At 69.4% G+C, this 26,885-nt stretch carries 22 protein-coding genes and 1 pseudogene; 11 read left to right on the forward strand and 12 right to left on the reverse strand.

The annotated features are described in order from the left end of the window. Nucleotides 1–55: 55 nt before the first annotated feature. The 3 genes from AW274_RS05865 to AW274_RS05875 are packed head-to-tail and all read right to left on the reverse strand — an operon-like array spanning nucleotide 56 to nucleotide 2,656. The gene (locus tag AW274_RS05865; RefSeq protein ID WP_062429974.1) at nucleotides 56–721 is read right to left on the reverse strand and encodes a LuxR C-terminal-related transcriptional regulator; all 666 of its coding nucleotides are present in this window, start codon (nucleotides 719–721) and stop codon (nucleotides 56–58) included. Beyond that, nucleotides 721–1,875, reverse strand: a complete 1,155-nt coding sequence (locus AW274_RS05870) for a sensor histidine kinase (RefSeq protein WP_062429975.1) — start codon at nucleotides 1,873–1,875, stop codon at nucleotides 721–723. The genes AW274_RS05865 and AW274_RS05870 overlap by 1 nt, the downstream gene beginning before the upstream one ends. Nucleotide 1,876: 1 nt before the next feature. Next, entirely contained in the window at nucleotides 1,877–2,656 is a 780-nt protein-coding gene (locus AW274_RS05875; RefSeq protein WP_062429976.1) for a hypothetical protein, read from the reverse strand. Nucleotides 2,657–3,163: 507 nt separating this feature from the next. Here AW274_RS05875 and AW274_RS42565 point away from each other — a divergent pair. Further along, complete coding sequence (locus AW274_RS42565) at nucleotides 3,164–3,715, forward strand: hypothetical protein (protein WP_062429977.1); 552 nt, start codon at nucleotides 3,164–3,166, stop codon at nucleotides 3,713–3,715. A gap of 557 nt (nucleotides 3,716–4,272) precedes the next feature. On the opposite strand, the gene AW274_RS05885 is transcribed toward AW274_RS42565, so the two are convergent. Beyond that, nucleotides 4,273–4,812: a neutral zinc metallopeptidase gene (locus AW274_RS05885; protein ID WP_232319989.1), complete on the reverse strand. Its 540-nt coding sequence runs from the start codon at nucleotides 4,810–4,812 to the stop codon at nucleotides 4,273–4,275. Between the two features lie 552 nt (nucleotides 4,813–5,364). Beyond that, nucleotides 5,365–6,783, reverse strand: coding sequence for a hypothetical protein (locus tag AW274_RS05890; protein WP_062429979.1), 1,419 nt, complete (start codon nucleotides 6,781–6,783; stop codon nucleotides 5,365–5,367). Nucleotides 6,784–7,132: 349 nt separating this feature from the next. Here AW274_RS05890 and AW274_RS05895 point away from each other — a divergent pair, with 349 nt between their 5' ends. Together AW274_RS05895 and AW274_RS42905 are read left to right on the forward strand one after the other, a co-directional pair. Then, a complete protein-coding gene (locus tag AW274_RS05895; protein ID WP_062429980.1) occupies nucleotides 7,133–7,789 on the forward strand; it encodes a hypothetical protein in 657 nt (218 codons plus the stop codon). A 46-nt stretch (nucleotides 7,790–7,835) separates the two neighbouring features. Continuing rightward, nucleotides 7,836–8,171, forward strand: a pseudogene (locus AW274_RS42905) (hypothetical protein); the annotation flags it as partial. 189 nt (nucleotides 8,172–8,360) lie between these two features. On the opposite strand, the gene AW274_RS41795 reads toward AW274_RS42905, so the two are convergent. From AW274_RS41795 to AW274_RS05915, 3 genes are all read right to left on the reverse strand, one after another. Further along, nucleotides 8,361–8,717 (reverse strand): hypothetical protein, encoded by a 357-nt coding sequence (locus AW274_RS41795; RefSeq protein WP_062429982.1) that lies wholly within the window; start codon nucleotides 8,715–8,717, stop codon nucleotides 8,361–8,363. Nucleotides 8,718–8,801: 84 nt separating this feature from the next. Continuing rightward, nucleotides 8,802–9,392 (reverse strand): DUF6000 family protein, encoded by a 591-nt coding sequence (locus AW274_RS05910; protein WP_157519795.1) that lies wholly within the window; start codon nucleotides 9,390–9,392, stop codon nucleotides 8,802–8,804. 41 nt (nucleotides 9,393–9,433) lie between these two features. Next, on the reverse strand, nucleotides 9,434–10,396 hold the full coding sequence (locus AW274_RS05915; protein WP_062429984.1) for a helix-turn-helix transcriptional regulator: 963 nt from the start codon (nucleotides 10,394–10,396) through the stop codon (nucleotides 9,434–9,436). Between the two features lie 63 nt (nucleotides 10,397–10,459). Here AW274_RS05915 and AW274_RS05920 point away from each other — a divergent pair, with 63 nt between their 5' ends. Together AW274_RS05920 and AW274_RS05925 are read left to right on the forward strand one after the other, a co-directional pair. Beyond that, nucleotides 10,460–11,575 (forward strand): epoxide hydrolase family protein, encoded by a 1,116-nt coding sequence (locus AW274_RS05920; RefSeq protein WP_062429985.1) that lies wholly within the window; start codon nucleotides 10,460–10,462, stop codon nucleotides 11,573–11,575. A gap of 139 nt (nucleotides 11,576–11,714) precedes the next feature. Further along, a complete protein-coding gene (locus AW274_RS05925) occupies nucleotides 11,715–15,056 on the forward strand; it encodes a 3-keto-alpha-glucoside-1,2-lyase-like domain-containing protein (RefSeq protein ID WP_062430153.1) in 3,342 nt (1,113 codons plus the stop codon). Between the two features lie 61 nt (nucleotides 15,057–15,117). Here AW274_RS05925 and AW274_RS41800 read toward each other — a convergent pair whose 3' ends face one another. Next, nucleotides 15,118–17,808 carry an RICIN domain-containing protein gene (locus AW274_RS41800; RefSeq protein WP_062429986.1) on the reverse strand — a complete coding sequence of 897 codons (2,691 nt, stop codon included), beginning with the start codon at nucleotides 17,806–17,808 and terminating at the stop codon, nucleotides 15,118–15,120. Nucleotides 17,809–18,170: 362 nt separating this feature from the next. Here AW274_RS41800 and AW274_RS05935 point away from each other — a divergent pair, with 362 nt between their 5' ends. Next, nucleotides 18,171–18,941 (forward strand): DUF817 domain-containing protein, encoded by a 771-nt coding sequence (locus AW274_RS05935; protein ID WP_062429987.1) that lies wholly within the window; start codon nucleotides 18,171–18,173, stop codon nucleotides 18,939–18,941. On the opposite strand, the gene AW274_RS05940 is transcribed toward AW274_RS05935, so the two are convergent. After that, nucleotides 18,928–19,629 (reverse strand): tyrosine-protein phosphatase, encoded by a 702-nt coding sequence (locus AW274_RS05940; RefSeq protein ID WP_062429988.1) that lies wholly within the window; start codon nucleotides 19,627–19,629, stop codon nucleotides 18,928–18,930. The genes AW274_RS05935 and AW274_RS05940 overlap by 14 nt on opposite strands. Before the next feature lie 194 nt (nucleotides 19,630–19,823). On the opposite strand from AW274_RS05940, the gene AW274_RS05945 reads away from it, so the two are divergent. The 5 genes from AW274_RS05945 (at nucleotide 19,824) to AW274_RS05965 (ending at nucleotide 25,459) form a co-directional block, all read left to right on the forward strand. Further along, a complete protein-coding gene (locus tag AW274_RS05945) occupies nucleotides 19,824–20,489 on the forward strand; it encodes a class I SAM-dependent methyltransferase (RefSeq protein ID WP_062335307.1) in 666 nt (221 codons plus the stop codon). Nucleotides 20,490–20,496: 7 nt separating this feature from the next. Further along, on the forward strand, nucleotides 20,497–21,963 hold the full coding sequence (locus AW274_RS05950) for an ATP-binding SpoIIE family protein phosphatase (RefSeq protein WP_062429989.1): 1,467 nt from the start codon (nucleotides 20,497–20,499) through the stop codon (nucleotides 21,961–21,963). Between the two features lie 15 nt (nucleotides 21,964–21,978). Continuing rightward, nucleotides 21,979–22,686: a hypothetical protein gene (locus AW274_RS05955; RefSeq protein WP_062429990.1), complete on the forward strand. Its 708-nt coding sequence runs from the start codon at nucleotides 21,979–21,981 to the stop codon at nucleotides 22,684–22,686. Between the two features lie 71 nt (nucleotides 22,687–22,757). Beyond that, complete coding sequence (locus AW274_RS05960) at nucleotides 22,758–23,513, forward strand: kinetochore Spc7 family protein (RefSeq protein ID WP_062429991.1); 756 nt, start codon at nucleotides 22,758–22,760, stop codon at nucleotides 23,511–23,513. A gap of 44 nt (nucleotides 23,514–23,557) precedes the next feature. After that, nucleotides 23,558–25,459, forward strand: coding sequence for a HelD family protein (locus AW274_RS05965; RefSeq protein WP_232319990.1), 1,902 nt, complete (start codon nucleotides 23,558–23,560; stop codon nucleotides 25,457–25,459). Here the strand turns inward: AW274_RS05965 and AW274_RS05970 are convergent. Together AW274_RS05970 and AW274_RS05975 are read right to left on the reverse strand one after the other, a co-directional pair. Further along, complete coding sequence (locus AW274_RS05970) at nucleotides 25,440–25,643, reverse strand: ferredoxin (protein ID WP_062429993.1); 204 nt, start codon at nucleotides 25,641–25,643, stop codon at nucleotides 25,440–25,442. The genes AW274_RS05965 and AW274_RS05970 overlap by 20 nt on opposite strands. After that, on the reverse strand, nucleotides 25,643–26,854 hold the full coding sequence (locus AW274_RS05975) for a cytochrome P450 family protein (protein ID WP_062429994.1): 1,212 nt from the start codon (nucleotides 26,852–26,854) through the stop codon (nucleotides 25,643–25,645). The genes AW274_RS05970 and AW274_RS05975 overlap by 1 nt, the downstream gene beginning before the upstream one ends. Nucleotides 26,855–26,885: the final 31 nt, after the last annotated feature.

Raw genomic sequence — 26,885 nt, forward strand, 5'->3', positions numbered from 1 at the left:
GTGGATTTAGGCAGAAAGTCCCGTACGGGCTGAGCGTCATGGCCCAATTCCCGGGTCAGGCGTTCCCGGTCCAGACCAGGACGGCCTCGGTCCGGCTGCTCACGTTGAGTTTGCCGAAGACGCTGTTGAGGTGGTTCTTCACGGTCTTCTCCGTCAGGCCCAGACGGATGGCGATGGACGCGTTGCTCAGCCCCTGGGCCAGGAGGTTCAGCACCTCGCGCTCGCGCCTGGTGATGCCGAACCTCGTCTGCACGGTGTGCCGTCGCTCGGCCCGGTCGCGTTGCGCCTGGTCGCGCTCGGCCTGCCCGCGTACAAGAGAGGTCGCGACCGACGCGGCCACCGGCGAGAGCCAGCCGCGGCCCTCGGCGACGGCCAGCACGGCGCGCAGCAGTTCCGGCGGGTCGAACTGGCCGTGGACGAGGTATCCGCGCACGCCGCCGCGCAGCATCGAGGCGATCACGTCTTCGGTGTAGTCGCTGGTCAGCGCCAGCACCTTCGTGTAGAGGCCCATCTCGCCCACGACCGAGAGCCCGTCGGCGATGGGCATGCGATGGTCCAGCAGGGTCACCGTGGGACGCAGCCGGCGGGCGGCCGTGAGCCCTTCGTGCCCGTTGCTCGCCTCGCCGACCACCCGGACCCGCTCGTCGGCGTCCAGGAACGCGGACATGGCGGCGCGGACGATCGGGTTGTCGTCCACGATCAGGACGTCGATCACATCCATCACTCCAGTGGATCGAGCGGCACGCAGACCGTGACCACGGTGCCCGCCCCGGGGTAGGACCTCACCCGCAGGTGCCCGCCGACGGCCCGCGCCCGTTCCGCCATGCCGACAAGGCCGAAATGTCCCTGCGACTGTAGCCGTCCGAGCTCCTCGGGAACGACGAACCCGACGCCGTCGTCGCCGACGATCAGCTCCAGGAGGCCGCCTGACTGGATCAGGCGGATGGTGACATGGGAGGCGAAGGCGTGCCGCTGCACGTTGGTCAGCGCCTCCTGGAGAACACGGACGATCTCGTACCGGACGGCGACCCCCGGCTCGGCGCACGCCACCGTCACCCGCGTGGCGACCCCCGCGTCGTACTGCCAGGATCGCGCGACCTCGTGGACGGTGTCTTCGAAAGATCGGTCCGGTACGTCCCCCCGCAGCCCCTCCAGCAGTTGTCTGGCCTCCCTCGCCGCCACCTCGGCGCCCCGGGAGACGGTCTCGGCGAGCTGCTCGGCCAGCGCGGGGTGACGGCGCAGCGACGACGGGAGCGCCAGGGCGGCGAACGACACCCCGCGCAGGGTCTTGGTGACGGAGTCGTGCAGCTCGCGGGCGAGCCGGGCCCGTTCGTCGGCCGCCGCGGACCGTTGCGCGGAGGCCGTCACCTCCACCGTCAGGTCGACGTAGCGCAGCAGCGCGGCGGTCGCCACCGCCCCGCCCATGCCCGCGAGCACGCTGAGCATTGGAAACGCCATGACGAACGCGGCGACGTCCGGCGAATAGGGCGCCGCCCGCAGCGCCCACGCCGCGGCGGCGAACCCGAAGGCGGCCTGGACGGCCCAGATCCCCAGGGCGCGCATGCCGAGCAGCGCCCCGGCCAGCGCGGCTGATCCGGCGGCGAAGCAGAAGTACGCCATGCCGCCCTTGCTCAGCAGCAGAACGGCCGTGGCCGCCAGCCAGTCGACGCCGATGACGGGCAGCGCGCGGCGGACCACGGCCGGGTGCCTGGTCAGCACCGTCACCTCGGCGACCGTGGCGAGCACGGTCACGGCGATCACCGACAGCACCCGCCAGAGGTCGGCCACCAGCAGCAGCCCGGCCCCGGCGGAGGTGAGCACGACCGCGGCCCTGCCCAGCATCACCGCACGGCAGATGGCGGCCGACGCGACCATCTCACTTCCCCAGTGCGATGTCGTCGAGGTAGAACTCGTACGCCTGCGGGAGTTGCTCGCTGGCGATGGCGAGGTCGATCCGGCGCAGGCGGCCGGGCGACAGGGTGCCCACGTGCACCACGAAGGAGGTCCAGCGCTCCGGGGGCGCGTGAAGCGTCACGGTCGCGGCGCCCGCCCGTCCCGCCGAGGGCGAGGCGGCCAACCGGAGGATGGTGCCGTACTGCCGGCCGCCGTACACGCGCAGGCGCAGCCGGGTGTTCGCGCCGATCAGCACAGGTGAGCCCGCCAGCAGCGTCACGGTCGCGGGCTGATCGCGGGTCTTCACCCGTCGCTGGATCCTGACGGCCGCCTCTTCACCGTCGGGCACCGGGCGGCCGGGGTCGACGTTCGTCCCGCTTCCGGACGCCTGCCAGCCCGTCCCGAGCGCCGACGCGTAGATCGAGCAGGCCGGGACGGGCGTGACCTCCACGACCCCCGAGCCCCTCGGCGCGGCGCAGGGGGGCACGCGCGGGCGTCCGGGCGTGGGGGTCGGCCGCGGGGCGCTCACGCTCTCGACGACCTGCGGGGTGCTCGTGCTTTTGACGACCTTGGGTGTCGGGGTGGGGGGCGCGGTGGTCGGGGCCTGGCTGGACGCCGGTCTTTCCCGCGCGCCCGACGCCTCCGCGCGGTCGTCCTGCCGGGGGATCAGCAGGGGCGGGACGGCGACGGCGACACAGATCACCACGGTGACGAGCAAGGCGTACCGTGTCCGCTGGCCGAGACGGCGCGGAGGGCCGCTCATCGCCGACCTCCTGCACCGATATCAGGAGTCACATCACTTCCTTGCCGCACAAAACAGAGTAGAGACATCTTCTGCCACAAACCGCTCATCGTGCGCAGACACCGGTCCCGATTCGGCAGGTGAGCGCGCCCGTCCCGGAAACTGGGCCCAACCGCCCCCGGCTTCTGGGACTTTCGACCCAGCCTCCTGCCAGAAGAGCCGAGTTCGGTCCTTCAGGCCCGGGAAGCTGCTGAGAAGTTCTTCGCCGTCCCCACCTTCGCGACGTGACGCGGCATGTTTGATCACCATGTAGACCACGGCGTGGCGCGACCGTCTTCGGGGACGCGAAAGTTCTGGTCCCCGACGGCGCCCGCCTCATGCCGCTCGGTCGTCCGTGCGCCGTCGCCCTCGGGTGAATTCCGTGTGAGCTCCCGCTTTCCACGTTCGGTAATACGACGTACTCCGTCGGTGCAGACCCCGCTGTACTCCTGGCGTGACAACCGTCGCATTCACCAGGAAGGGCAAATCGTGACTCTCAAGAACGGTCTCCGCGCGCTGGCGATGGGCGCCCTGCTCGCCGTCCCTCTCACGGCCGTCGGCGCCACACCCGCGATGGCGGCCACCAATGTGGTGGCGTCCGGCGGGCAGTTGTCCGTCAGCGCGGGCTTCGCCGGCGACGACATCTCCATCAACGTCGAAAACGGATTCCTCGTCGTCAGGAACTTCAACGACACCATCTTCGCGGGCAGCGTCACCTGTACGAACGTCGACGCCCGCACGGTCCGGTGCGCCAGCGCGGGCATCACCAAGATGCTGGTGCGCACCAACACGGGGGCCGACACGGTGCGGAACAACACCGCCCTCCCGGCCCAGGCCTTTCTCGGGCCGGACGGCGACCTCTACTACGGCGGCTCGGCCCGCGACCTCGTCTCGGGTGAGGGCGGCAACGACCTCCTGGACGGCAACGGAGGCGACGACGTCCTGATAGGCGACGAGGGCGGGTTCGACCAGGTCTTCGGCGGACCGGGCACCGACCTGTGCACGGCCGAGCAGGAGACCACCTGCGAGGGCGACGCGTAGCACCGAAGGACCTCAGACCCGGGTGGGGCTCGGCCGGCTCCCCCGGGTTCCGGAGAGTGGCCGGACTTCCAGCCTCCGTTGCGGCAGGTGTTCGCGCGGCTCAACCCTGGAGGCCCTGGTCGCTCCGCAGCAGTCACGAGCCAGGTCCAGCACTGCGTGGTTGTCCGTGAACTGCTGTGCGGCGGCAAAGGTCGGCGTCATCAGGTGGAGTCGTGCACGTCGGTCACTGGTTCGATCCCGGCAAGGTCGCCTGCCACCGCAGTGGCGTCCACTCTCTCCGGTCAGTGCCGGCAGAGAACGCCGGCGATATGACGCGGACAACCAAGGCGGCTGCCCTATCCCGTCGCGACCCGCCTGACTCCTGCCAACCCGGCGGCGTCAGGCACGACTTCGACGTTGGAACTCTGGCTCGCGCCCGACCGGAGAAGCGGCGGGGCGATGCTTCAACAGTCACCAGCGCCAGCCTGGTCGAGACCTTCGCTGTCCCCTCCTCCTATTGGTCGGCAGCGAAGGTCTCAACGTCCCCTAGATCGGTGCAGCCGGTCACGCCCCGCGGTCTACCTCGACGGCCGGGGCGCCGTCGGCAGGCAGGCGCGGACGCCTCCCTCGGCGCCGCGGGTGAAGAAGGAGATCCGTTGCTCGGCGGAGCCGTGGTCGCCGACGTCGGTCCAGGGTGTGCGGTCTCCCATACGGCGCAGGGCGGCGCGGAGTTCGGCCACGTCTCCGTCCTCGAAGAGCAGCGTCTTCTGGGCCGCCGCGCCGAACAGCACCGCGCCGGCGAAGCAGTCGGCCTGCAACTCCTGGGCGCGGAGCACCAGGGAACGCTGGATCCTGGCCTGGACGGCGTGCCCCCACTCGTGGGCGATGACGAGGTAGACCCAGGCGTCACCGGATCGGTAGCCGCTGGCCATGAGGTCGAAGTCCCAGGCGATGAAGTCGCCGGGCACGCAGTAGAAGGCGTTGCCGAAGCCGGTGCGGCTCCCGCCGCAGGCCGGCGGCTGTCGCTGGCCCCGCTGGAAGGAACCGAACACTCTGGGGGGCTGATAGGTGCCGGTGAAGAATCTGGTCCAGTTGCGGGCCCAGTAGGCGTTCGTCACCTTGGTCGCGGTAGCTATGTCGGCGTTGATGTCGTCGGGAACACGCGGCGCCGCGTTCGCTGGAGCGGCTATGAGCAGGGACGATGTCAGGAGTGCGGCAAGGGCCGCCGATCGGATGCGCATGGAGGTCCCGGTCTTCGTGGGGGATGGGACTCCATTGGAAAGGACCTCCCGCAGACGCGAGTATGGCATTTTTCATAGATGCGGGAACGATGACGGATGCGCATCAATGGTTTCAACGCCCTGTTTGACGTGGGGAACTTCCTGCATGGGCCGGGTTAGCGCAGTCGAAGTGGTTGAGCTCCCAGAGGCTGGGGGCTCCGTTCGAGTGGACGACCATTAGCTACCCGACTTCCCATGAGCCCGATCGCTTTCAGGCGCATTCCAGAGTCAGCATCCGAACACCACATCGTCGAGTTCGCAGGAGCGACGGAGAGGACCAAATTCCCAACGGCCAGGGTGTCGTCGTTCAATTTCAGAAGACGACCGCGCGAGGACAGTTTCCGGCAGTTGCGTCGCTCTCTCACGACGGCTGAGCCCAAGTCCGTCTCCTCAGGGAGAAAGCTCTCGGCGACCTGGAACCGCTGCCCAAACCCCGGCGATCATTGCGGCGAGCACGGGAAGTGCCACGACAAAAGCGGCGATCAGCAGCCATGGGGTCTCGAACGGTACCCGTGGGGGCACGTCCCAGCCGATCGGGGCGGTCATGGGCCAGGCCAGGAGCAGGCCGATGACGCAGCCGGCGACAGCACCGATCCCCGCGCCGAGGGCCGCCCCGAACGCTGCTCGGCAGGCGACGAAGTACCGCAGGGCTGCGGTGGAACCACCGCCGACCCGGCGCAGGATGCGCCTCGATGCGGCGGAGCGGGTTGTGGTCAGGGCGCCGGCCAGGGCGATGAGAAGCACTACCGCGACGAAGTCCTGCCAGCCGGTCGGAGCGTGGTAGCCCCGCTCCACCTGGACGCGTGCCGTTGCGCCCAGTCGGCGGCTGAGTCTTTCCTCCTCGATCGCCGAGGTCCGGTGCAGCGAAGGGTCGATGATCAGCTGGTTCGACTCCAGGTGGAAGCCGAAATCTTCCATGATCTTCGCAGGGATGAAGACCGAACCCACCCGGGGCTCCGCGGGTCTGACGGTGACGGCCGGAACGGTTTTGACGGAAGTCGAGGGGTCGGACAGGGAGCGTTCGTACCGGATCACCATCGAGTCTTGTGTTTCTCCGCCTGCCGCCAGCACCACGACTGTTTTCTGGTCGTAGGGGGTCGACGGGTCTCCGGTGAGGTAATGGAGCAGCGCCTGATCACCTATGTGGATTTCCTGCAGGAACGAATGGTCGGCGGTTTCCACAGTGAAGTAGCCGCGCTCGCGCCTGCTGTTGTTCTGTACGACGGGCGCTCCGGAGAATTCCTGTACGACGGCCTCCCGAACGGCCGCCGCCCGCTCCGGCGAGAACCCTTCCACGACGAGTGCCCCCAGCCGGGCCACGGGCCGATAGTCCGCCCTGGCCTTCGCCGTCACCGCGACCGAGAGGATCACTACGGCGACCGCGACGGCGGTGGCTGCCATGGTCGTCGTCACGCCGGCCGCGATCCGAGCGGGTTTGTCAGCCATTGGACGGACCGCCGGCCGGATTGCGGGCGGCAACGGTGAGGCGCTGCGCCCGAGCACTCCCAGCAGCCAGGCGATGACGGGACCCAAGCCCAAGATCAGCAGCGCGCCGGCGATCACGCCCGCCAGTACGGTCACCGCCGTCCCGAAGTCGTCATAAGGCTGATCTTCGTGGGTGGACCACGCGAAGAACGCCATGACCGCGAGGCCGAACGACGCCAGGACGACCCCTCTGACCAGGCGACTCCTGGGCACCTCGTCATATCGGGCGCGTGGGGCCGACCTGGCCGCGAAGAATACGGAGCCGCACACCAGGGTTGCGGGGATGCTCAGAATCACTATCCAAAACAGGATCATCTCGATCACCGGCAAATAGTAGGGAAGCAGCGGCCCACCTTGCCTCGGTCACAACCGAAACCCGCTGGGTGAAGGTGACCCATTCACTTCCACACGAGGTCCATCCACGCGCACTTGTCGAGCGGCGCCGAGTAACGTCGCTCGGCTTACCCCGGACATGGGGGCCGATCTCCTGAACCACTGCGGTCCGGGCGAAGACCTCCGCCATTGGGCAAGGACTCTCACTGCACCGGCATCAAGGAGTCGCGATCCGGTGCGGCGATAATCCCGGCGGACTTCTGCGAGGTGAAATCCGGACTGGTTTCCGGAGGCCCTCCATTCGAATTCGACAGACATGCGGCCGATAGCCTTGAGCACCATGCACGACGATCCCGGCTGGCCAGGTCTCGACCCGGCCCGCCACCCCTTCACGTGGAACCCCGGCGACGAAACCGACATCGCGCGGCTCGTCCCGGCCGCCGGGGCGAGTTGGGAAGACACGTGGCGTTTCGTCGACGAGGTCACCGACCTGCTGGTGTCGCGGTACGGGCCGTGGGTGTTCGCCTGGAGCTGGTCCGTGACCGGGGTCGGGGGTGGCGGGATCGTCACCGAATGGTGCTGCGTGAATCATTCCGTGGGCGAACCGGATGAGACCGCCGCCAAGGTGGTGGCGGCGCTGCACGAATGGCGCGACTGGCTTGAGGAACTGGCCGAGCGGTTCGGCCGGCTGGCCCCTCCGTCCCATGCGACGGCCGAGGAGCGGAGCTGGCACCTCGAACGCGCGGCGGTCCGTCTGGTCACGCTGGTCGTCGACCGGACGGGCGCGGAAGCCGGCTGGCACGGGCAGTGCAGGCGGGTGCTGAAGTGGTTCCTGGCCTCGGCGGGCGTCGATCGGCGCGAAGCCGAAACGGTCGTCGAATCAGCGGTCGGGGGCAGGTTCGAGAGCTGGGTCGAACCCCGGCGCACCGTGGTCGACGCGGTCGGCGAAGACCTGGCCGTCGAGGTCACCGGCCACCGGCCCTACCGTGATCACTGACGCGCTCGCCACCTGGTGCCGGGTACGCCGCGAGGCCGACTGGTCGATGCCCGGCGCCGACCTCGAAACTCCGCCCGTCGTGGCGCGGGCCGACGGTTTCGCGCAGGTGGCGTCGTTGCGAACCGCTCTACCGCGCGTGTACGCGGACGCCGCGGCACAACAGCCGCTCACGTTCGAGCTGCTGGCCGACTGGCAGCGATCGGTTCTCGGTGTCTCCGCCGTCTCCTTCCGGGACGGCGACGCCTACGCCAAGCAGGGTCGGGAACGGTACGCGCTGACGCCGCACACCCGACGCGACTTCGCGGCCTGCCTGCGGGAGAGCGCCGACCTCGCGGTGCCACTGCCGGCTCGCGCGGCGCGTGTCCATCTGGACGTGGCCTTCTTCCACCCGTTCGCCGACGGCAACGCCCGGTCCGCCCTCCTGGCTCTGGCGTTCGTACTGAGAAGAGAAGGCGTCATGCTCGACCAGGCAGGACCTCTCCGGACCACGCGATATGCCGATGATCCTGAAGGCGCGGCGGATCTGGCGGACCTGGTGAACGTCCTGATCCATGCGACGAAGCGGCGAACGTCAGTCGCTGCCGCGCATGAATCCGAATTTCGACGGACTGTAGGCGTCGCCGTCGTCTTCGTGCCAGTCGCAGAACAGCGCCTGAACGAAATCCGGACCGCCGTTGACGAGGATCAGCCTGCTGTCGGGGGACTCCGGAAGGTCGAATCGAGCGATTCTCTCGTCACCGGGACCGATCTCCCGCAGCGCGAGGCTCTCGTATTCGTGCCTGATCCGGGTATATCTGACGTGCTCGAACATCAGGTCGACCCGTCGGCCGCCTTCCTTCTCGGGAAGGCTTCGAAACAACATCCTCGAATAGCTGACCGAGTAAGCCCAGAGCCTGAACTCCCGCTCCCACGCCACGGCGATCGTCATCCGCACCTATTCCCAAAGCCAGAAGAGCGACCAGAGTAAAACACAATCGCCCATAGTGCCCTCGTACTCCGAGGACGCGGATCCTCACCGCTCGCGTTGTGCCGCCCATTGAGGCAGCGTGCCGTTCATGGCGTTCGCGGCGAACGCGACTCTCTCCCCCATAGCCCGCCTGCACGTCTCGGCACTGATCCCGTCCATCGCGAAGGTCTCCCACAGACCTCCAGGATTCAGGAACCGGTCGGCGTGACTCGTTCCGAGCTTCTCGTCCATGACCATGAGAGCGCCGAGGGCATAGTGCTTCTGCCGCAGGTATCGATCGAGATAAGCGCACGGGATGTCCGCGTCTTCGGCCTCGCCGAACCGGGCCAGCGCCACGCAGTATCCCGCCCCCGCGTGCACCACCTCGCTTTCGAGCAGCAGCCCCGCCAACCGGCCCCGGAAGTGAATCCGCCGGTCCAGCGCGATGAGCCAGGCGGCCGTGAGCCGGGCGCGCCATTCGCCGTCGAGCAGTACGCCGAGTTCGTGGTCGGTGATCCGGCGGGCGTCCTTCGCGAGGCCGCGCCCGAACCTGATCGCCTCGTAGTCGGGAAAGCGCAGGAAGGCGCCCAGCAGTTTCATGTAGCGCCGGTATCCGCACCATTCCGGAACAACGAAGCGTCGCACCAGATCGATCATCTCGTCATCCGGTGGAGTGGGCATGCGCATGGGATTCGGCCTCAGGCTTCCCCGCGGCCATCGGCCGCCCTCATGAACCGCTCCGCCACCAACCGCAGATGCTCGATCAGTTCCGGCGGCTCCGACACGTCGAACTCCAAGTCCAGCAGCCCGAGATGCACCGCCAGGCTCGAAATGCTCTCCGCCCCGGTGTCCAGCACGCACGTCCCCTCGTCGACCGCCTCCACCACCCCCACCGCCGGATTGACACGTTCGGTCACCACGTCAGCCCGCGCGTGCACGACCACCCGCGCCCGCCACCGCCAGGCCGCCGAGGAGACCCCGCGCGCCACGTAGGCGGCCGCGCCCCCTTCGGGCGGATCGCGCGGCGGAAACCGGGGCCCGGTCGGAACCCGGGGAGCGACGCGGTCAACCCGGAAGGTGCGCCAGTCGTCTCGGTCCACGTCCCAGGCCACCAGGTACCACCGCCGTCCCCACGACACGATTCGATAAGGCTCCACCACGCGCAGGGTGCTCGACCCGTCGTGGGCGCGGTAGTCGAACCGTAGTCTCTCCCGGTTCCGGCAGGCGGTCGCGAGTGCCGACAGCACCGTCGCGTCGACGGCCGGGCCGGGGCGGTCGGCGGGCACCGGTTCGGTCGAGGTTCGGAGCGCGTCGACCCGTGCCCGCAGGCGGGACGGCAGCACCTGTTCCAGTTTGGTCAGCGCGCGGGCGGAGGTCTCCTCGATGCCGGGGGCGCCGGTGCGCAGGCCGATCGCGACGGCCACGGCCTCCTCGTCGTCGAGGAGCAGGGGAGGCATGGCGGTGCCCGCGCCGAGGCGGTAGCCGCCGTCGGTGCCCCGGCTCGCGTGGACGGGGTAGCCCAGGTCGCGCAGGCGTTCGACGTCGCGGCGTACGGTGCGGTCGCTGACGCCGAGGCGGTCGGCGAGGTCGCGGCCGGGCCAGTCGCGGCGGGCCTGCAACAGTGACAGCAGGCGCAGGAGGCGGGCCGAGGTTTCCAGCATGGACGTCACATTGCCACCACTTCCGGACAGAGGCTGACCGGAAGTCCCCGTAGCGTTGCGGTCATGAGCGAAGAGATCACCCCCTTCCTGATCGACGTCCCCCAGGCCGTTCTCGACGATCTCCACCGTCGGCTCGACGCCACCCGCTGGCCCGACCAGATCCCGGGCACCGACGGGGACTACGGGGTGCCGGTGGCCTACGTGAAGCGGCTGGCCGACTACTGGCGCGACGGCTACGACTGGCGGGCGCAGGAGGCGCGGCTGAACGCCCATCCGCAGTTCACGACCGAGATCGACGGGCAGAACGTGCACTTCCTGCACGTCCGCTCGGCCCGGGAGGACGCGCTGCCGCTGATGCTCACCCACGGCTGGCCGGGGTCCGTCGTCGAGTATCTCGACGTGATCGGGTTGCTCACCGACCCGCCGGCCGGGGAGCAGGCGTTCCACGTGGTGGTCCCGTCGTTGCCGGGGTTCGGGTTCTCCGGGCCGACGAAGGAGCGGGGATGGAACCGGTTCCGGACCGCGAAGGCGTGGGCCGAGCTGATGCGGCGGCTGGGTTACGACCGCTACGGCACCGCCGGGAACGACGCCGGGTCGCTCGTCGCACCGGAGCAGGGGCGGATCGACCCCGAGCACGTCGTCGGCGTGCACGTCACGCAGATCTACTCGTTCCCGTCGGGTGACCCCGCGGAGTTCGCGAAGATCACCCCGGAGGACCAGGAGGCGCTGAAGGTGCTCTCGTGGTTCCGTGACAACAAGATGGCGTTCAGCACCCTGCACGCGCAGCAGCCGCAGACGCTCTCCTACGCCATCACCGACTCCCCCGCCGGGCTGCTCGGCTGGCACGCGCAGCTCCTGGGCGAGGATCTCGACCCCGACTTCGTGCTGACCAACGTCATGCTCTACTGGCTGACCGGCACCGCCACCTCCGCCACCCGCTTCTACTACGAGGACGCCAAGGCCGAGGCGCCGGCGGGGCCGACCACGGCGCCGATCGGGGTGGCGATGTTCAGGGGCGACTTCGTCTCGATGCGCACCTTCGCCGAGCGCGACCACACGAACATCACGTCGTGGCACGCCTTCGACGAACCCGCAGGTCACTACGCGGCGCACCTGGCGCCGGAGGTGCTCGTCCAGGACCTTCGGGACTTCTTTCGAGGAGATCACAACTTTCGCTGATTCCCACAAAAGGCCCTGGGCAAGTTGACGATCTAGCTCTATATTACGGCGCAGAGCAGCATTGATACGGCTGTGTTACAGCCGTTACTCCCCCCTGCGCCGCCCTGACCGCGGCTCCCTCATCGAGATGGGACTGGCCATGCGGAAAATACCCCTGTTATCCGTCTCACTGCTCACCGCGCTGAGTTGTCTCGCCGTGCCCGCCCAGGCCCAGGCGGCGGTGCCGGCGCAGCAGCCGGGCGTCACCCTGCGCACCTATGACGTCCAGGTCGAGCTGAACAAGCTCTGCACGCTCAAGCCCGGTCAGACGCCCAACGTCGACAAGCTGATGCCCACGATCGACTGGACGTCCGACGCCGACTTCGGCCTGGTCGACATGTTCGTCACCGAGGTGATCGGCAACATCTCCATCGCCACTGCCGGGGCCTACGAGTTCCGGCTGACCAGCGACGACGGCTCGCGGCTGCGCATCGACGACACCACCGTGATCACCAACGACGGGCGGCACGGCGCGATCTCGGTCGACGGCGCGATCAACCTCACCACCGGCTACCACGCGCTGCGTGTCGACCACTTCGAGCACCTCTACGGCCAGCAGCTCAAGCTGGAGTGGAAGCCCCCGGGCTCCTCGCAGTTCACCCTCGTGCCGAACTCGGTGCTGAGCACCGACGCCGACGTGGTGCGGGTCACCGGCCCCGGTCGCAAGGAATGTGAGAGCGGCGCCGACTCCCCCGGCGACGGGCTGCCGCTGACCTCCGTCCACCCCGACTTCGCGCTCACCGACCTGCGGCCGAACGGGTTCGAGCCGCAGGTGACGGCCATGGACTGGCTGCCCGACGGCCGGCTGGCCCTCGCCACCTGGGGCGGCTCGGAGAAGACGCTCGGCGAGGTCTACCTGCTCGACAACGTCACCGGCGCCACCTCCGCCGCGCAGGTGACCACCAAGAAGATCGCCAGCGGGCTCCAGGAGCCCATGGGCCTCAAGTACGTCGACGGCAAGATCTACGTGTCGGAGAAGTCGCGCCTGGTCGAGCTCAACGACACCAACGGCGACGAGGTCGCCGACAACCTGCGCACCGTCGCGACCTGGCCGTTCGGCGGCAACTTCCACGAGTTCGCGTTCGGGCTGCTCTACCGCGACGGGTACTTCTACCTGAACCTGTCGGTCGCCATCAACTACGGCGGCGCGACCACCGACCCGCAGCCCGCGGCCGACCGGGGCACCACCATCAAGGTGAACAAGGAGACCGGCGCGGTCGAGTACGTCGCCGGAGGTCTGCGTACACCGAACGGACTCGCCTTCGGGCAGGGCGACGACCTGTTCGTCATGGACAACCAGGGCGGCTGGCTCCCGGCTTCGAAGCTGGTGCACGTCAAGCCGGGCCGGTTCTTCAACCACTACACCAACCCCGACGGCCGGTTCGACGACAACGTCGTGACCAAGCCGGTGTTGTGGCTGCCGCACAACGAGATCGCCAACTCCCCGAGCACGCCGCTGATGCTGAAGCAGGGCCGGTTCGCCGGGCAGCTGCTGTTCGGCGACGTCACCTACGGCGGCATCCAGCGCGGCTACCTGGAGAAGGTCAACGGCGAGTACCAGGGCGCGGTCTTCCGCCTCACCCAGGGCCTTGAGGCCGGCGTCAACCGCATCAGCCTCGGCCCCGACGGCGCCATCTACGCGGGCGGCCTCGGCGCGGGCGGCAACTGGGGCCAGCCGGGCAAGCTCAACCACGGCCTGCAGAAGCTGACGCCGGTCGACGACAAGGCGTTCGACATGCTGCGCATGCGCGCCATCGCGGGCGGCTTCGAGCTGGAGTACACCCAGCCCCTCTCCGAGGCGACCGCCACGGCGCTGGCGTCCAAGTACGAGATCACCCAGTGGCGCTACGCCGCGGCCTCCACCTACGGCGGCCCCAAGGTCGACGAGGAGCGGCTCGCCGTCACCTCCGCCGACCTGTCGGAGGACGGCAAGAAGGTCACCCTGAAGATCACGGGCCTCAAGGCCGACCGCGTCGTGCACCTGCGCTCGCCGCGCCCGTTCGCCTCCGCCTCGGGCCGGCCGCTGTGGAGCACCGAAGCCTGGTACACCCTGAACACGCTGGTCGACGGCCCGCAGACCGACACCGTGTATGAGGCCGAGAGCGCCTCGCACAGCGGCGGCGCGAACCTGGCCACCGACCACCTGAGCTACACGGGCAGCGGCTTCGTCGCCGGCTACGGGAACCAGGGCGCGGCCACGCAGTTCGCCGTGCAGGTCCCCCGGGACGGCACCTACCACGTCGGCCTGCGCTACTCCAACGGCCCGAACCCCGCCCCCGGCAACAAGTCGGTGAGCGTGTACGTCAACGGCACGAAGATCCGCCAGGTGCCGCTGCCCAGCACGGTGACGTGGGAGCAGTGGGCCACCCGGGTCGAGCCGCTGCCGCTGACCGAGGGAAAGAACCTCATCACGTACAAGGTCGACGCCGGTGACACCGGCCACGTCAACCTCGACTCCCTCACCGTCGCCGCGCAGCGTGTGTTCGAGGCCGAGAACGCCACCCTCGCGGGCGGCGCGAAGGCGAACAAGGACCACCCGGGCTACACCTACAAGGGCTTCGTCGACGGCTACTGGACGCAGGGCGCGAGCACCTCGTTCTCGGTGTGGTCGGACACCTCGGGCCCGCACAACGTCGGCCTCCGCTACGCCGCCGACACGGTCAGGTCCCTGAGCGTGTACGTCAACGGCGTCAAGGTCCGGCAGACGCGGCTGGCCTCCAGCGGCGGCTGGAACACCTGGGCCGTCCAGACCGAACGCCTCGACCTGAACCGCGGCACCAACGAGATCACCTACCGCTACGACGCCGGCGACGGCGGCAACGTCAACCTCGACCACCTCTCGGTCTCGCTCGCCGAACGCGTCACGCTGTTCGACGGCACGAGCCTGGCGGCGTGGGAGAAGCGCGCCGGCGGCGCGGCCACCTGGCCGGTCTCGAACGGCTCGGTCGAGTCGCTCGGCGGCGACATCCGCACCCGCCAGACGTTCGGCGACTTCAAGCTGCACGTCGAGTGGCTGGTGCCGGACTACCCGGCCAACGTGACCGGCCAGCAGCGCGGCAACAGCGGCATCTTCCTGCAGGAACGCTACGAGGTGCAGGTGCTGGAGTCGTCGGGTGACCCGGCGCCCCTGATCAACGGCGCGGGCTCCATCTACAACAAGCGCGCCGCCGACGCCAACAGGGCGACGGCCCCCGGCACGTGGCAGACGTACGACATCACCTACCGCGCCCCGCGCTACACCAGCACGGGAGCGAAGGTCGACAACGCCCGCGTGACGGTCGTCTGGAACGGCGAGGTCGTGCACAACGACGTGTCGATCGACGGCGGCACGGGCGACAACATCGCGGAAAGCGTGGCCTCGGCGGGCATCCGCCTCCAGGACCACGGCGACGCCGGTGAGAACCCCCGTTTCCGCAACGTGTGGATCGAACCGGTCGGGTAACACGCGAAAGGCCGCGGACGGTCCGGGAGTGACCGTCCGCGGCCTCAGTGGAGGCGCCGCGTCAGTTGCGCAGGCTCCACTGCTGGTTGGGTCCGCCGTTGCAGGACCACAGGATGATCCGGGTGCCGTTGGCCGTGCCGCCGCCGAAGGCGTCCAGGCACAGGCCCGACTGCACGCCGGTGATCGTCCCGTTGGAGTTGACGTTCCACTGCTGGTTCGTCTGGCCGTTGCAGTCCCAGATGATCACCTGGGTGCCGTTGGCAGTGCCCTGGCCGGAGGCGTCGAGGCACTTGTTGCCGTACACCTGGAGCTGCTTGCCCGAGGTGTGGGTGAACCGCTGGTTGGTGCCGCTGCCGCAGTCGTACAGCTGTGCCTGGGCGTTGTTGGCGGTCGAGCCGCCGGCGATGTCGACGCAGCGGTTCGACTGGGCGCCGACGATCTGCTGGCCGCCGCCGCTGCTGCCGCCGCTGCCCTGGCGGACCAGCGAGACCGAGGCCGCCGAGCGGTTGCCCTGGGCGTCCACGACGAAGAGACGGTATTCGCCGTTGGTGGTCGGGACCGCGATGGACGTCGCGGTGCCGCCCGCCCTGGTCATCGTGGCGCCGGCGGTGAAGCTCGTGGTGCCCGCCGGGGCCAGCCAGACGCTCTTGGACGAGTCGCCGGTGCTGCGGATCGGGATCGAGGTCTGGCCGCTGCTGGTGTAGGTGCTGGCGGGCAGCACGTAGTCGGGCAGCGACATGTTGCTCTGCGGGATGACGTTCCGGTAGGCGTCCTCAAGGCCGGAGTTCACCGCGATGGTGTACGCCGCGGCCGGCCAGACGTAGTCGGACGACACGATGATGTCGTGGACCGTGCTGTTCGGCAGGACCTTGTTGGAGACCTTGTTGATCGGCCCGTACGTCTGCGTGATGCTCAGGTCGTGCTTGCGGCCCCAGTCGTCGGAGTTGACGAGCCAGGTGATGTTCTTGTCGACGCTGAGGACGTTGTCGCGGAACACCATGTTGCCCGAGCCCTCGTCGGGGTGGAGCCCGTACTTGTGGCCCGACGGCACGCCCTGCATGTAGTTGTTGGTGATCGTGGTGCCGGGCTGGTTGCCCAGCGTGTAGACGGGCGCGGTGTCGCTGAGGCGCTGGACCGTGTCGACGAAGTGGTTGTAGCTGATGGTGTTGTTCTTCGCCACGGTCGTCGGCTGGTTGGGCCGGATCGAGCCGGACGATCCGTCGAAGTTCCACCAGCCCCAGCCGAGCGTGACGCCCGACCATGGAGCCTTCTCGATGCGGTTGCGCTGGATCGACAGCGTGTCGGCGAAGTAGGCCGAGATGGGGCTGTGGCCCCAGAACAGCACCGCGCTGTCGTAGATGTAGTTGTTCTTGATCTCGATGTTCTTCGGCGCGCCCTCGACCGCGACCGGGTACTTCTCGCGGTTGGACGAGGTGTAGTCGCCGATGTAGACGTGCTGCGGGTGGCCCACGACGATGGCCGAACCGGCGACGTCGTTGGTGAAGTTGCCGATGAGCTGTGAGTTCACCACGTCGTTGACCATGCTGATGCCGTCGACGCCGGTGTGCTGGATGCGGTTGCCCTGCAGGAGCAGACCGTCGGCGTTGTCGATCTGGATGATGCCGGGCGCGGTGTCCACGTTGCGGTAGGTGTAGGCGTGGAAGTTCTGCTTCGCGTACGCGAGCGCCCCGAGGTTGCCCTGCTGGGCCTGCTTGAGCACCGAACCGGCCACGTTGAACAGGTTCCAGTCGGAGTGCTGCACCGTCAGGCCGGTGAGGGTGATGTTGCGGGCGCGGGAGCTGGTCGAGCTGCCGGCGATCTTGATGAGGGTCGTCACGTTGTTCGGCGCGAAGACCGACGCGGTCGACATGTTCTCGGAACCGGCCTTGTAGTAGTAGAGCGTCTTCGTCGTCTTGTCGAAGAAGAACTCACCGGCCGTGTCGAGGAACTCGTAGGCGTTCATCAGCTTGTGGGTGCCGCCGACCTGGGCGTTGCCGTTGAAGGCGCCCTGGGCGATGGCCGCGCCCGGCTGCTGGAACGTCGCGATGCGGTTCGAGCCGTCGGAGGTGACCGTGCGGACGCCGACGATGGCGGTGGTCCAGGTCGTGCCGGTCTCGATCTCGATGTCGTCCTGGTTGCTCGCGACGGCCGGGAAGTCGCTCAGGCTGTAGCGGGAACCGGCGCACTGCGAACCCGACTCCCACGCCCACGACGCCTGACCGGCCGTGATGTTGTAGGTGCCGGTGCACCCGCCGGAGCTGACGGTCTTGGTGGCCATGACCGCGCGCTTGTCGTTGACGTAGAGCGCGCGGAGCTTGTTGCTGCGGTTCAGCGACGCCTTCCAGATGTTGCCGCTGTGCTGCGACCACCCCGTCACCTGTACGCCGCCGGTCAGGATCGGCGTCTCGTTCTGGTAGGCGGAGTAGATCACCCGGTAGCCGTTCGTGCCGGAGTCGGCCGAGGTGAACTCGATGGTGCTGCTGACCGAGTACGTCCCGCCGCGGAGGTAGACGTAGATGTCGCCGGTCATGTTGGTGTTCACCGTGCGGACGACGTCCCTGGCCTTCTGCACGGTCTTGAACGGTGACGCGAGCGTTCCCGGGTTGGAGTCGTTGCCGTCGGGGGCGACGTAGTAGGTGGCCTGGGTCGCCGCCGAGGCCACCCCGCCCGCCAGGCTCGGGAGCACCACGGCGGCGACGAACACCGCGAGCGCTGCCAACACCTTCCCGGTGGTGGATAAGACTGCCTTCACGCTCTTTCCTTTCGCTGGTTCATCACCTGTCGCGAGGTCGTCCGCCCCGTGCCACGCCGACGAAGAATCCGCAGCAGATGGAAATCGGTCATGAGACATCCCAAACGTATGACGTATGCCGACTGACGTCTGAGGTAATGTTGCACCAACAGGGGTGTCTGGCAACAGTGGCCAATTCGGGGGCAGGCACCCCTGCATCCCCTCCCGCGAGGGAACAGCCGTGTTCACGGGCGGTATACGGCCGAGTCCGGCGCCGCCGATGTAACTTTCACGAAGTGCGGCTGACCGATGTGCGCTGATTTCGCACATGATCTCCCCAGCTTCCCCGCCACCTCGCCACGGGCGGCGGATGCAATTGCCGGGTGAGGTTCTTCGTCGCGCAGCTGGTCCGGTTCGGGTGGGCCGAGGCGAAGGCGTGCGGGTTCGCGGCCGGCTTGTTCGCGGGGCTGGCGCTCTCCTCGGTGCTGCCGCTGCCCGTGCCGCGCTATGACGCGCTGTTCCTGTACGCCGTCGCGCTGACCCTCCTGTTCCGGGTGATGCGGTGGGAGACCACCGGGGAGATCGCCGTGATCGCCTGTTTCCATCTGGTCGGGCTGGCGTTCGAACTGGTCAAGGTGCGGCTCGGGTCGTGGAGTTATCCCGAGGACGCCTACACGAAGTTCTTCGGCGTGCCCCTCTACAGCGGGTTCCTGTACGCCGCCGTCGGGAGCTACGTGTGCGCGGCCTGGCGGATCCTGTCGATCGGCCTGGTCGGCTACCGGGCGGTGCCGGTGACGCTGCTCGCGGTGGCGATCTACGTCAACTTCGTGGCCCACCACTGGTGGGTCGACCTGCGGATCCCGCTGGCGGCGCTGCTCGTGGTCGTCACCTGGGGGACGGCGGTGCGGTTCACCGTGGGCGGGCACCGCTACCGGCTGCCGCTGGCTCCGGCGCTGCTGCTGACCGGGTTCTTCCTCTGGGTGGCGGAGAACGTCGCCACCTACTTCGGCGCGTGGCAGTACCCCCACCAGCGGGACGGCTGGCGGCTCGTCCACACCGGCAAGATCGGGGCGTGGGCGCTGCTGGTCACCGTCAGCTTCGTCATCGTCGCCTCGTGGCGTTCGGCGCGGGAGCGGCGGCTCACGGCCGGGTGAGGCGGGTCTTCAGCGCCGCCACGTCGGCCGGGTCCATGCCCGCCGCCAGGAGGTACTTCTCGGCGTCGAAGCCGTCGAGGGCGTCGTACACGGCGGCCTGGAGGGTCGTCTTCTTGCTGCGCAGGATCTGCTCGATCTCCGCCGTCTGGTCGGTGATGCCCCACGCCGCATACAACGGCACCAGTCGCATGGCGCTCAGTTCGTAGTCGTCGGCGATGGCCTGCGGAGTCACCCCCGCCAGCGAGAGCAGCAACATGACGATCAGGCCGGTCCGGTCGCGACCCAGTTCGCAGTGGACCAGCACGCCGCCCTCCGGCGCGCGGGCCACCGCTGTCGCCACGGCCACGCACTGCGCCGGCTTGGACTCCAGGAAGTAGCGGTAGTAGAGCGGGGTGCCGTCGAGTCCGTTGTCGAAGATGTGGTTCCAGACCACCTCGTCGGCCATGTCGTCGAGGTCGATCCGGACAGTCGTCAGGTCGGCAGGCCGGAGGTCGGGGCGGCGCACCTCGCGGAGGTCGACGACGGTGCGCACTCCGTGGGCGAGCGCGGCCGCCCAGCCGGCGGCCGTCAGGCGTTCGGGATTGTCCGAGCGGACCAGCGCGCCGAACGGTGTTTGGCCGCCGCCGTGGAGTGGGAGACCTCCCAGGTCTCGGGTGTTGTGGCAACCTTCCCAGGACAGATGGGACACGGCGGGTCCTTTCGCAACCATAAACCGACATTTATCTGACTCTCGGCATTGACCTGGCCGACACGTCCGGTCAACGTCGTTGTCGCAGGTCGCTTGCGTGAAATGTCAATTTAACGCAGATATATCTTGACTTGTGAGCCCGGAGGGCCTATCTCTTGGTGGGCAGAAGTCGGCGATCTCCATATGGCGGCATGATGACAACTGAATCCGGTTCGGCTCAAAGTCGCGACGAATACCGGGCTATGCAGGCCGAGGCGTTCAACCGTATCGGGTCACGGTACGACGACGCCTTTCCCCACAAGGAGGGGCAGATCGCGGCCGGTGAGTGGCTGATAAAGCAGCTCCAGCCGGGCGCCCGGGTGCTCGACGTCGGATGCGGGACCGGAGAGCCGACCGCCAAGCAGTTCGCCGACGCGGGCTGCGAGGTCACCGGGATCGACATCTCGCCCGTCATGCTCGACCTGGCGCGCAAGAACGTGCCCGAGGGCACCTTCCTGGAGCGCGACGTCACCGAGATCGACTCCTCTCTCGGGCGGTTCGACGCGGTGGTGGCGTTCTTCTCGCTGCTGATGCTGCCGAGGGCCGACATCGCCACGGCGCTGCAGAAGATCCACGACGTGATCGTGCCCGGCGGGCTGCTGGCGCTCAGCATGGTCGAGATCGACCTCGACGACGTGCCGTTCCAGTTCCTCGGGGCGCCCGTCCGCGTCACCGGTTACCTGCGCGAAGACCTGCGGGCCCTGGTCGAGGAGACCGGGTTCACCGTGGTCGTCGAGACCGACATCTCCTACGCGCCGGCCACCACGCAGGCGCCGCCGGAGATCCAGCTGTTCCTCAACTGCCGACGGAACCAGTTCTGACGGCGCAGTGATCGACACCGAGGGTCTGGCGTTTCTCGGTGACACGGCACGGGCGATCGGCGAGTGCCTCGACCCGGAGCAGGCCGCACGCCTGCTCTGCGAGGCGGCCGTGCCCCGGCTGGCCGACGCCGCCGCCGTCTACCTCGACGGGGGTGCCGTGCACCGGCTCGACCCGCGGGGGCGGTTGCCCTCGCGCTGGTCGGGCGATCCGGCGGCCACGGTTCCCGAGCTCGTGGGCGGGCGGCTGCTGACCGTGCCGCTGCGGGCCTACGGCGAGGCCATCGGGTGCGCGGTGCTGGCGCGGGACCGTGAACGCGACGCCTTCGACCACGACGACGTGCTGGTCATCGGGCAGCTGGCGGTCCCGGTGGCGCTGACGATCTTCCACGGGCGATTACACCGCCAGCAACTCGAGACGCTGGAGATCCTGCAACGCGGGATCCGGCCCGGTCAGCCTCCCTCTCTGCCCGGTCTGGAGATCGCGTTCCGCTACCAGCCCGCCGCCGCGCGCGTGGGCGGCGACTGGTTCGACGTCATCCCGCTGCCCGGATCCCGGGTGGCGCTGGTCGTGGGCGACGTCATGGGCCACGGCCTCGACGCGGCGGCGATCATGGGGCAGTTGCGCATCGCCGTACAGACACTGGCTTCTCTGGACCTCCCGGCCGAGCAGGTGCTGCAGTCGCTCGACGAGATGGCGCAACGGCTGGCCGCCCAGACGATCACGACCTGTGTCTACTGTGTGTACGACCCGGTCCTGCGCCGCTGCACCATCGCCAGCGCCGGCCACCTGCCCCCGGTCCTGGTGAGCGCCGACGGCAAGGCCGAGGTGCTCCAGCCGCCCGCGGGCACCCCGATCGGGCTCGGGCGCAACGCGTTCGAGACGGTGGAGATCGCGGCCGACGACGACAGCGTGCTGGTCCTCTACACCGACGGCCTGGTCGAGGAGCGCGGCGAGGACATCGGCGTCGGGGTCGAGCGCCTGCGGCGCGGCCTGGCCGGAGTGCGCCCACTCGAGGAGGTCTGCGCGAGCGTGGTCCCGGCCGCGCCGATGCGCGACGACGTGACGATGCTGGCCATCAGGTTCACCGGCATCCCCAGTGACGACGTCGCCCAGTGGCTGCTGGAACCGCAGGCCCAGACCCCGTCGCGGGTGCGCGGGCTGGTGCGGCGCACGCTGGCCGCTTGGGGCCTGCACACCCTCATCCCGACGGCCGAACTGCTCGCCTCCGAACTGGTCACCAACGCGGTGCGCGCGACCGCCCGGCCGATCACGGTCCGGCTGCTGCGCACCGACCACCTCCTGTGCGAGGTCAGCGACGACGACCACCGCATGCCCAGGCTGCGCGAACCGGGCCGCTTCGACGACGAGGGCCGCGGCCTGTTCGTGGTCAACCAGCTCGCCGACCGGTGGGGCACCAGCCGGGTGGCGGGCGGGAAGACCGTCTGGTTCAGCCTCCCCGTGAAGGGCGCCTGAACGAGGATGGGGACCATGAGACGCCTCGCCGACCTCGTCCGCGACGACAACTTCGACCTCTACGTGCTGGGCCTGGTCGCGCTGGTCTTCACGGTGCTCGGCGTGGTCGGCCTGGCCGAGACCTCGGTGCTCATCTCGGCGACCCTGGCCCTGCTGGCGTTGTTGGCGTTCTCGCAGATCAAGTCGCGCCGCCAGGTGGCCCAGCTGGTCGCCGACCGGTCGCTCCTCCGCGAGGACTTCCCGCCCGACCTGACGGCCCGCCGGGCGCGGGCGGGCGACTACCTGTTCATCGGCCGGTCGATGGCCCGGACGGCCAACACGATGCGCGCCGACCTGAAGACGATGCTGGAACGGGGTGCGCGCATCCGGGTGATGATGGTCGACCCCGAGAGCGAGTCGGTCATCGCGGCGGCGGCCCTGATCGGCTACAGCGGCTCCGACCCGGCGCTGCTGGCCGGGCGCATCCGGGGCGTGCTGGCCGAACTCGACCATCTGCGCTCCCTCACCGGCGGGAACCTGGAGATCCGGCTCACCCGGTTCGTCCCCACGGTGGGCCTCCAGGTCGTCGACGGCGTCTACGTCTGCGCGCAGCGCTTCGAGCACCGCCCCCTGGGCGAGAGCGGCCCGATCCTGGCCCTGGAGCCGCGCGACGGCGTCTGGTTCCACCGCTTCAAGGCCGAGGCCGAGCGCATGTGGGACGACGGCATCCCCTGGCCCGAGTAGCGCGTATACCCACGCCGGTCTGAGTACGAGAGCGGTGCCGTCCGACGTCCACCTGGAAGATCCTTTGGGGCATGAAATGGTGGATTTTCCTGGTTTCTCTGACTTTCGCGATATTCGCCGCCTGGTTGACCTTCTCGACCGGCGTGGCGCCGAGCACCGTGCTGGCGATCGGCGTCGGGGCGGTCAGCCTGATCTGGTTGCTGGTCCTGCTGACCGTGCCGTGGAACCTGTACTTCTCGGCCCGCCGGGTCGTCCACGAGACCGCGTTGTCGCGCGAGCGGGGCATCGAGGTGCCGCAGGCGCGTGAGGACGAGGCCCGGGGCATCGCGAAGCGGATGTTGCGGCTGGCGGTGCTCGGGCATGTGGTCTCGGCGGCGGTGATCGCGGTGGTCACGTACTTCTCCGGGGAGTACGTCGGCTACTACTTCGCCGGTTTCTACCTGCTGGCGACCCTGTTCCGGCCGACCGGGGCCTACCTGGCCCATCTGAAGGACCGGGTCGGGACGTTGATGGAGGAGCTGCACTACCCGCGGCAGGACGTGGCGACGCTGCGTACCGACGTCAAGAACCTGGTCGAGGCCCGGACCACCCTGGAGGCGTCGGTCGAGTCGCTGACCGAGGACCTCGCGCGGGTCCGCGGGGAGCTCGCGGCGGCGCGGTCGGTGCTGGAGGACGCCGACCACGACCTGAACCGGCGCATCACGCTGATGACGCGGCGTTTCGACGAGACGGTCGACGGGCTGAGCGACAACCAGGAGCTGATCACCGGGCTGAAGGCGTTCCTCCGCCTGGTCCGGTCCGACACGACGATGGGCTCCGGAAAGTAAGTCAAGCCTTACTTTAGGTATCCCTCGTCTCCATACTTGGGCGGGTGGAAACCGAACAGCAGATCGTTGACGGCCTGTACGACCGCCTCGACGCCGCCGTCTCCGAGACGCTGGCCGCCCGCGACCGGGCGCTGACCACCTCCGACGACCTGCACAGCCGCGACGTCGAGTTGTCGCGGCTGACCCGCAGGCTCGGCGAGCTCCGGGCCGCCGAGCGTTCGTTGTGCTTCGGCCGCATCGACAGCACCGCCGGGGACTTCCTGCACATCGGCCGGGTCGGCCTGCGCTCCCCCGACGGCGAGGTCGTCCTGGTCGACTGGCGCGCCGACGCCGCCCGGCCGTTCTACGCCGCCACCCCGGCGACCCCGCTGGGCCTGCGCCGGCGCCGCCATCTGCGGCTGCAGAACCGCCGGGTCGTGGACGTCAGCGACGAGATCCTCGACGGCTCGGCTCCCCGACCCGGCGACGTGGTCGGCGACGGCCCGCTCACCGCCGCCCTCAGCCGGGCCAGGACCGGCCGCATGCGCGAGGCCGTCTCGACCCTCCAGGCCGAGCAGGACACGATCGTGCGCTCCCCGCACCGGGGCGTCACCGTCGTCGACGGCGGCCCCGGCACCGGCAAGACCCTGGTCGCGCTGCACCGCGCCGCCTACGTGCTCTACGCCTTCCCCGCCCTCGCCGGGCGCGGGGTTCTCGTGTACGGCCCCAACAGCCGCTTCCTCGACTACATCTCCGACGTGCTGCCGTCGCTGGGGGAGAACGACGTGCGGATGGCCACGCTGGCCGACCTCGTGGGGCTGGCCCCGACCGCCGCCGAACCGGAGGAGGCGGCGCGGGCGAAGGGCGTCGCGGGCACCGCCGCGACGCTGGCCGGACGGGTGCGCGCCAGGCAGCCGCGCGGGGTGCCGCTGGAGGTCAAGGTCGGCCAGGAGACGCTGGTCCTGTCCGCCGCCGAGGTCGACACGGCCCGCCGCCACGCGGTCCGCGACGGCCTGGCCCACAACCCGGCGCGGGCGATGTTCCGCGAATACGTGGTCGACGCCCTGGTCGACCTGCTGGAGCGGCGCACCGCCGACGCGCTGGCCCGGCTCGACGCCGAGGTGGCGTCCATGCTCGGAGTGGACCTCGACGAGGCGGTCGCCGGCGACCTGCGCTCCCTCGGCCTGGACGACGCCCCGGCGGCCGGGCCGGGGTTCGACTGGGACGCCGTGCGAGAGCAGCTCCTCGACGACCCGGCCGTCGACCGGGCGGTCGAGGCGGTGTGGCCGAGGCTGCGCCCCGAGGACGCGCTCGGCCGGACCGCCCGCACCCGCGCCGACCTCGCGCTGCTCGACGAGGCCCGCGCGCTGGTCGACGGCCCGCCCGAGGAGGTGTACGGCCACATCGTCGTCGACGAGGCCCAGGAGCTCACCGAGATGGAGTGGCGGATGCTGCTGCGCCGCTGCCCGTCGCGCTCGATGACGGTCGTGGGCGACTTCGCCCAGTCGGGCTCGGCCACCACGATCCGCTCGTGGACCGAGGCGGTCGGCGAGCGGTTCGTGCACCACACGCTGACGGTCAACTACCGCACCACCGCCGAGATCCTCGGCCACGCCACCCCGCTGCTGGCCCGCATCGCCCCAGGTCAGCGCCCGTCACGTTCGGTACGCCACGGCGAACCCCCGCGCACCGTGACCGGAGACCTGGAGACCGTGAGGGCCCTGGCCCGGGAGGAGGGGCACGGCCTCGTCGGCGTCATCGCCCCGCCCGGCGCGGCCGAGGCGCTCGAAGGGAGCGGCGTGACCGTCGTCGCCGCTCCCGACGCCCGGGGGCTGGAGTTCGACACCGTGCTCGTCGTCGACCCCGCCGCCATCGAGTCCTACCGCGAGTCGGGCCCCAGGGACCTGTACGTCGCCCTCACCCGCGCCACCCGGCGGCTGATCGTCGTCACGCCGGCCGCAGGCTGATCGCCTCGCGCGGGCAGCACTCCGCGACCTCCTCCGCCAGCGCGAGGTCGGCCGGATCGGTGAGCTCGTCGGAGCGCGCGACCGCGACCCGGTCGGCGCCCAGGGTGAACAGGCCGGGCGCGGTCGCCGAGCACAGGCCGGTGCCGAAGCAGAGCGACCGGTCGACCTCCAGCCGCCGCGCCATCAGAGGATCACCGGCAGGGCCCGGTAGTCGTTCAACGCCCAGACCTCGTGGCGGCGCACCTCCGCGCGCGGGATCGCCAGCCGGATCCCGGGGAAGCGCCCGATGAGCGCGGCCAGGGTCATCTCGCTGATGAGCCGGGCCGCCGCCGCGCCGAGGCAGTTGTGGATGCCGTGGCCGAGCCCGAGATGCCGCGCCCCGGCCCGGGTGAGGTCGAGCCGGTGCGGGTCGGCGAAGACGGCGGGGTCGCGGTTGGCCGCCGCGACCATCACCATGACCGGCTCCCCCGCCCCGATGACCTGGTCGCGGACGCGGACGTCCTCGCTCGGGAACCGCCAGGGGGTCGAGGCCACCGGCGACTCGTACCGGAGCAGTTCCTCGACCCCGGTTCCGGCCAGGACGCCGGGGTCGTCGGCGACCAGCTTGAGCTGGTCGGGATGGTCGAACAGGGCCAGCACGGCGTTGGTGAGGAACATCTTCGTCGTGCCGACCCCCGCGATGATCATGATGATGACCAGCGCGTCGAGCTCGTCGGCGCTGATGCGCCCCTCCTCGTCGGCGGCCCGGATGAACGCCGAGGTGAGGTCGTCGCCCGGCTCGGCCCGCTTCTGCTCGACGAGCTCCCGCCCGTAGGCGATGATGCGCTCGCGCGCGCCGGGGATACGCGGGAAGTCGGCCGGGTCGGTCGAGATGAGCAGGTCGACGTCGCCCGCGAGCTGCTCGCGCCGCTCCAGCGTGAACCCGAGCCGCGTCGAGACGACCCGCGAGGGGATCAGCGCGGCGAACTCGGCGACGAGCTCCCTCTCCTGGCCCGGCGCCCAATCGCGCATGGTGTCGTCGACGATCTCGCGGATGTCCTCGCGCCACCGCTCGACGCTCCGCGGCGTGAACCCGCTCATGGCGCAGCGGCGTACTTTGGTGTGCTGGGGCGGGTCGAGCCCGGGCACGGTCTGCGAAAGCACGGTGCCCGCGCTGACGGAAAGGCCGGACGCCTGGAATTCGGCGCTGCCGCGCCACTCGGCCGTGCTGAACCGGGTGTCGCCGAGGATTTCCATCGCGTCGTCATACCTGGTCACGACCCACATGGGCACGTTTCCGACCGGGAAGACGTAACGGTGGACGGGCGAGTTCTCCCGCAGCCAGTCGAGGGCTTTATAGGGGTCGCGGAAATAGTCGGGACTGAACAACTCGAATGGGACGACCGTATTCGACATGCGGTTTCCTTACGTTGATCAGGTCGCCCGC

The sequence above is a fragment of the Herbidospora daliensis genome (assembly GCF_001570585.1).
Classification (GTDB): Bacteria; Actinomycetota; Actinomycetes; order Streptosporangiales; family Streptosporangiaceae; genus Herbidospora; species Herbidospora daliensis.

Excerpts from the sequence above, each read along its gene's own strand:
- AW274_RS05895 (WP_062429980.1), top strand. The coding sequence starts at position 7,133 with ATGCACGACGATCCCGGCTGGCCAGGTCTCGACCCGGCCCGCCACCCC.
- AW274_RS05960 (WP_062429991.1), top strand. The coding sequence starts at position 22,758 with ATGAAATGGTGGATTTTCCTGGTTTCTCTGACTTTCGCGATATTCGCC.
- AW274_RS05865 (WP_062429974.1), bottom strand. The coding sequence starts at position 721 with ATGGATGTGATCGACGTCCTGATCGTGGACGACAACCCGATCGTCCGC.
- AW274_RS05945 (WP_062335307.1), top strand. The coding sequence starts at position 19,824 with ATGACAACTGAATCCGGTTCGGCTCAAAGTCGCGACGAATACCGGGCT.
- AW274_RS05975 (WP_062429994.1), bottom strand. The coding sequence starts at position 26,854 with ATGTCGAATACGGTCGTCCCATTCGAGTTGTTCAGTCCCGACTATTTC.
- AW274_RS05875 (WP_062429976.1), bottom strand. The coding sequence starts at position 2,656 with ATGAGCGGCCCTCCGCGCCGTCTCGGCCAGCGGACACGGTACGCCTTG.
- AW274_RS05915 (WP_062429984.1), bottom strand. The coding sequence starts at position 10,396 with ATGCTGGAAACCTCGGCCCGCCTCCTGCGCCTGCTGTCACTGTTGCAG.
- AW274_RS05925 (WP_062430153.1), top strand. The coding sequence starts at position 11,715 with ATGCGGAAAATACCCCTGTTATCCGTCTCACTGCTCACCGCGCTGAGT.
- AW274_RS05910 (WP_157519795.1), bottom strand. The coding sequence starts at position 9,392 with ATGATCGATCTGGTGCGACGCTTCGTTGTTCCGGAATGGTGCGGATAC.
- AW274_RS41795 (WP_062429982.1), bottom strand. The coding sequence starts at position 8,717 with ATGACGATCGCCGTGGCGTGGGAGCGGGAGTTCAGGCTCTGGGCTTAC.
- AW274_RS05870 (WP_062429975.1), bottom strand. The coding sequence starts at position 1,875 with ATGGTCGCGTCGGCCGCCATCTGCCGTGCGGTGATGCTGGGCAGGGCC.
- AW274_RS05955 (WP_062429990.1), top strand. The coding sequence starts at position 21,979 with ATGAGACGCCTCGCCGACCTCGTCCGCGACGACAACTTCGACCTCTAC.
- AW274_RS05920 (WP_062429985.1), top strand. The coding sequence starts at position 10,460 with ATGAGCGAAGAGATCACCCCCTTCCTGATCGACGTCCCCCAGGCCGTT.
- AW274_RS05970 (WP_062429993.1), bottom strand. The coding sequence starts at position 25,643 with ATGGCGCGGCGGCTGGAGGTCGACCGGTCGCTCTGCTTCGGCACCGGC.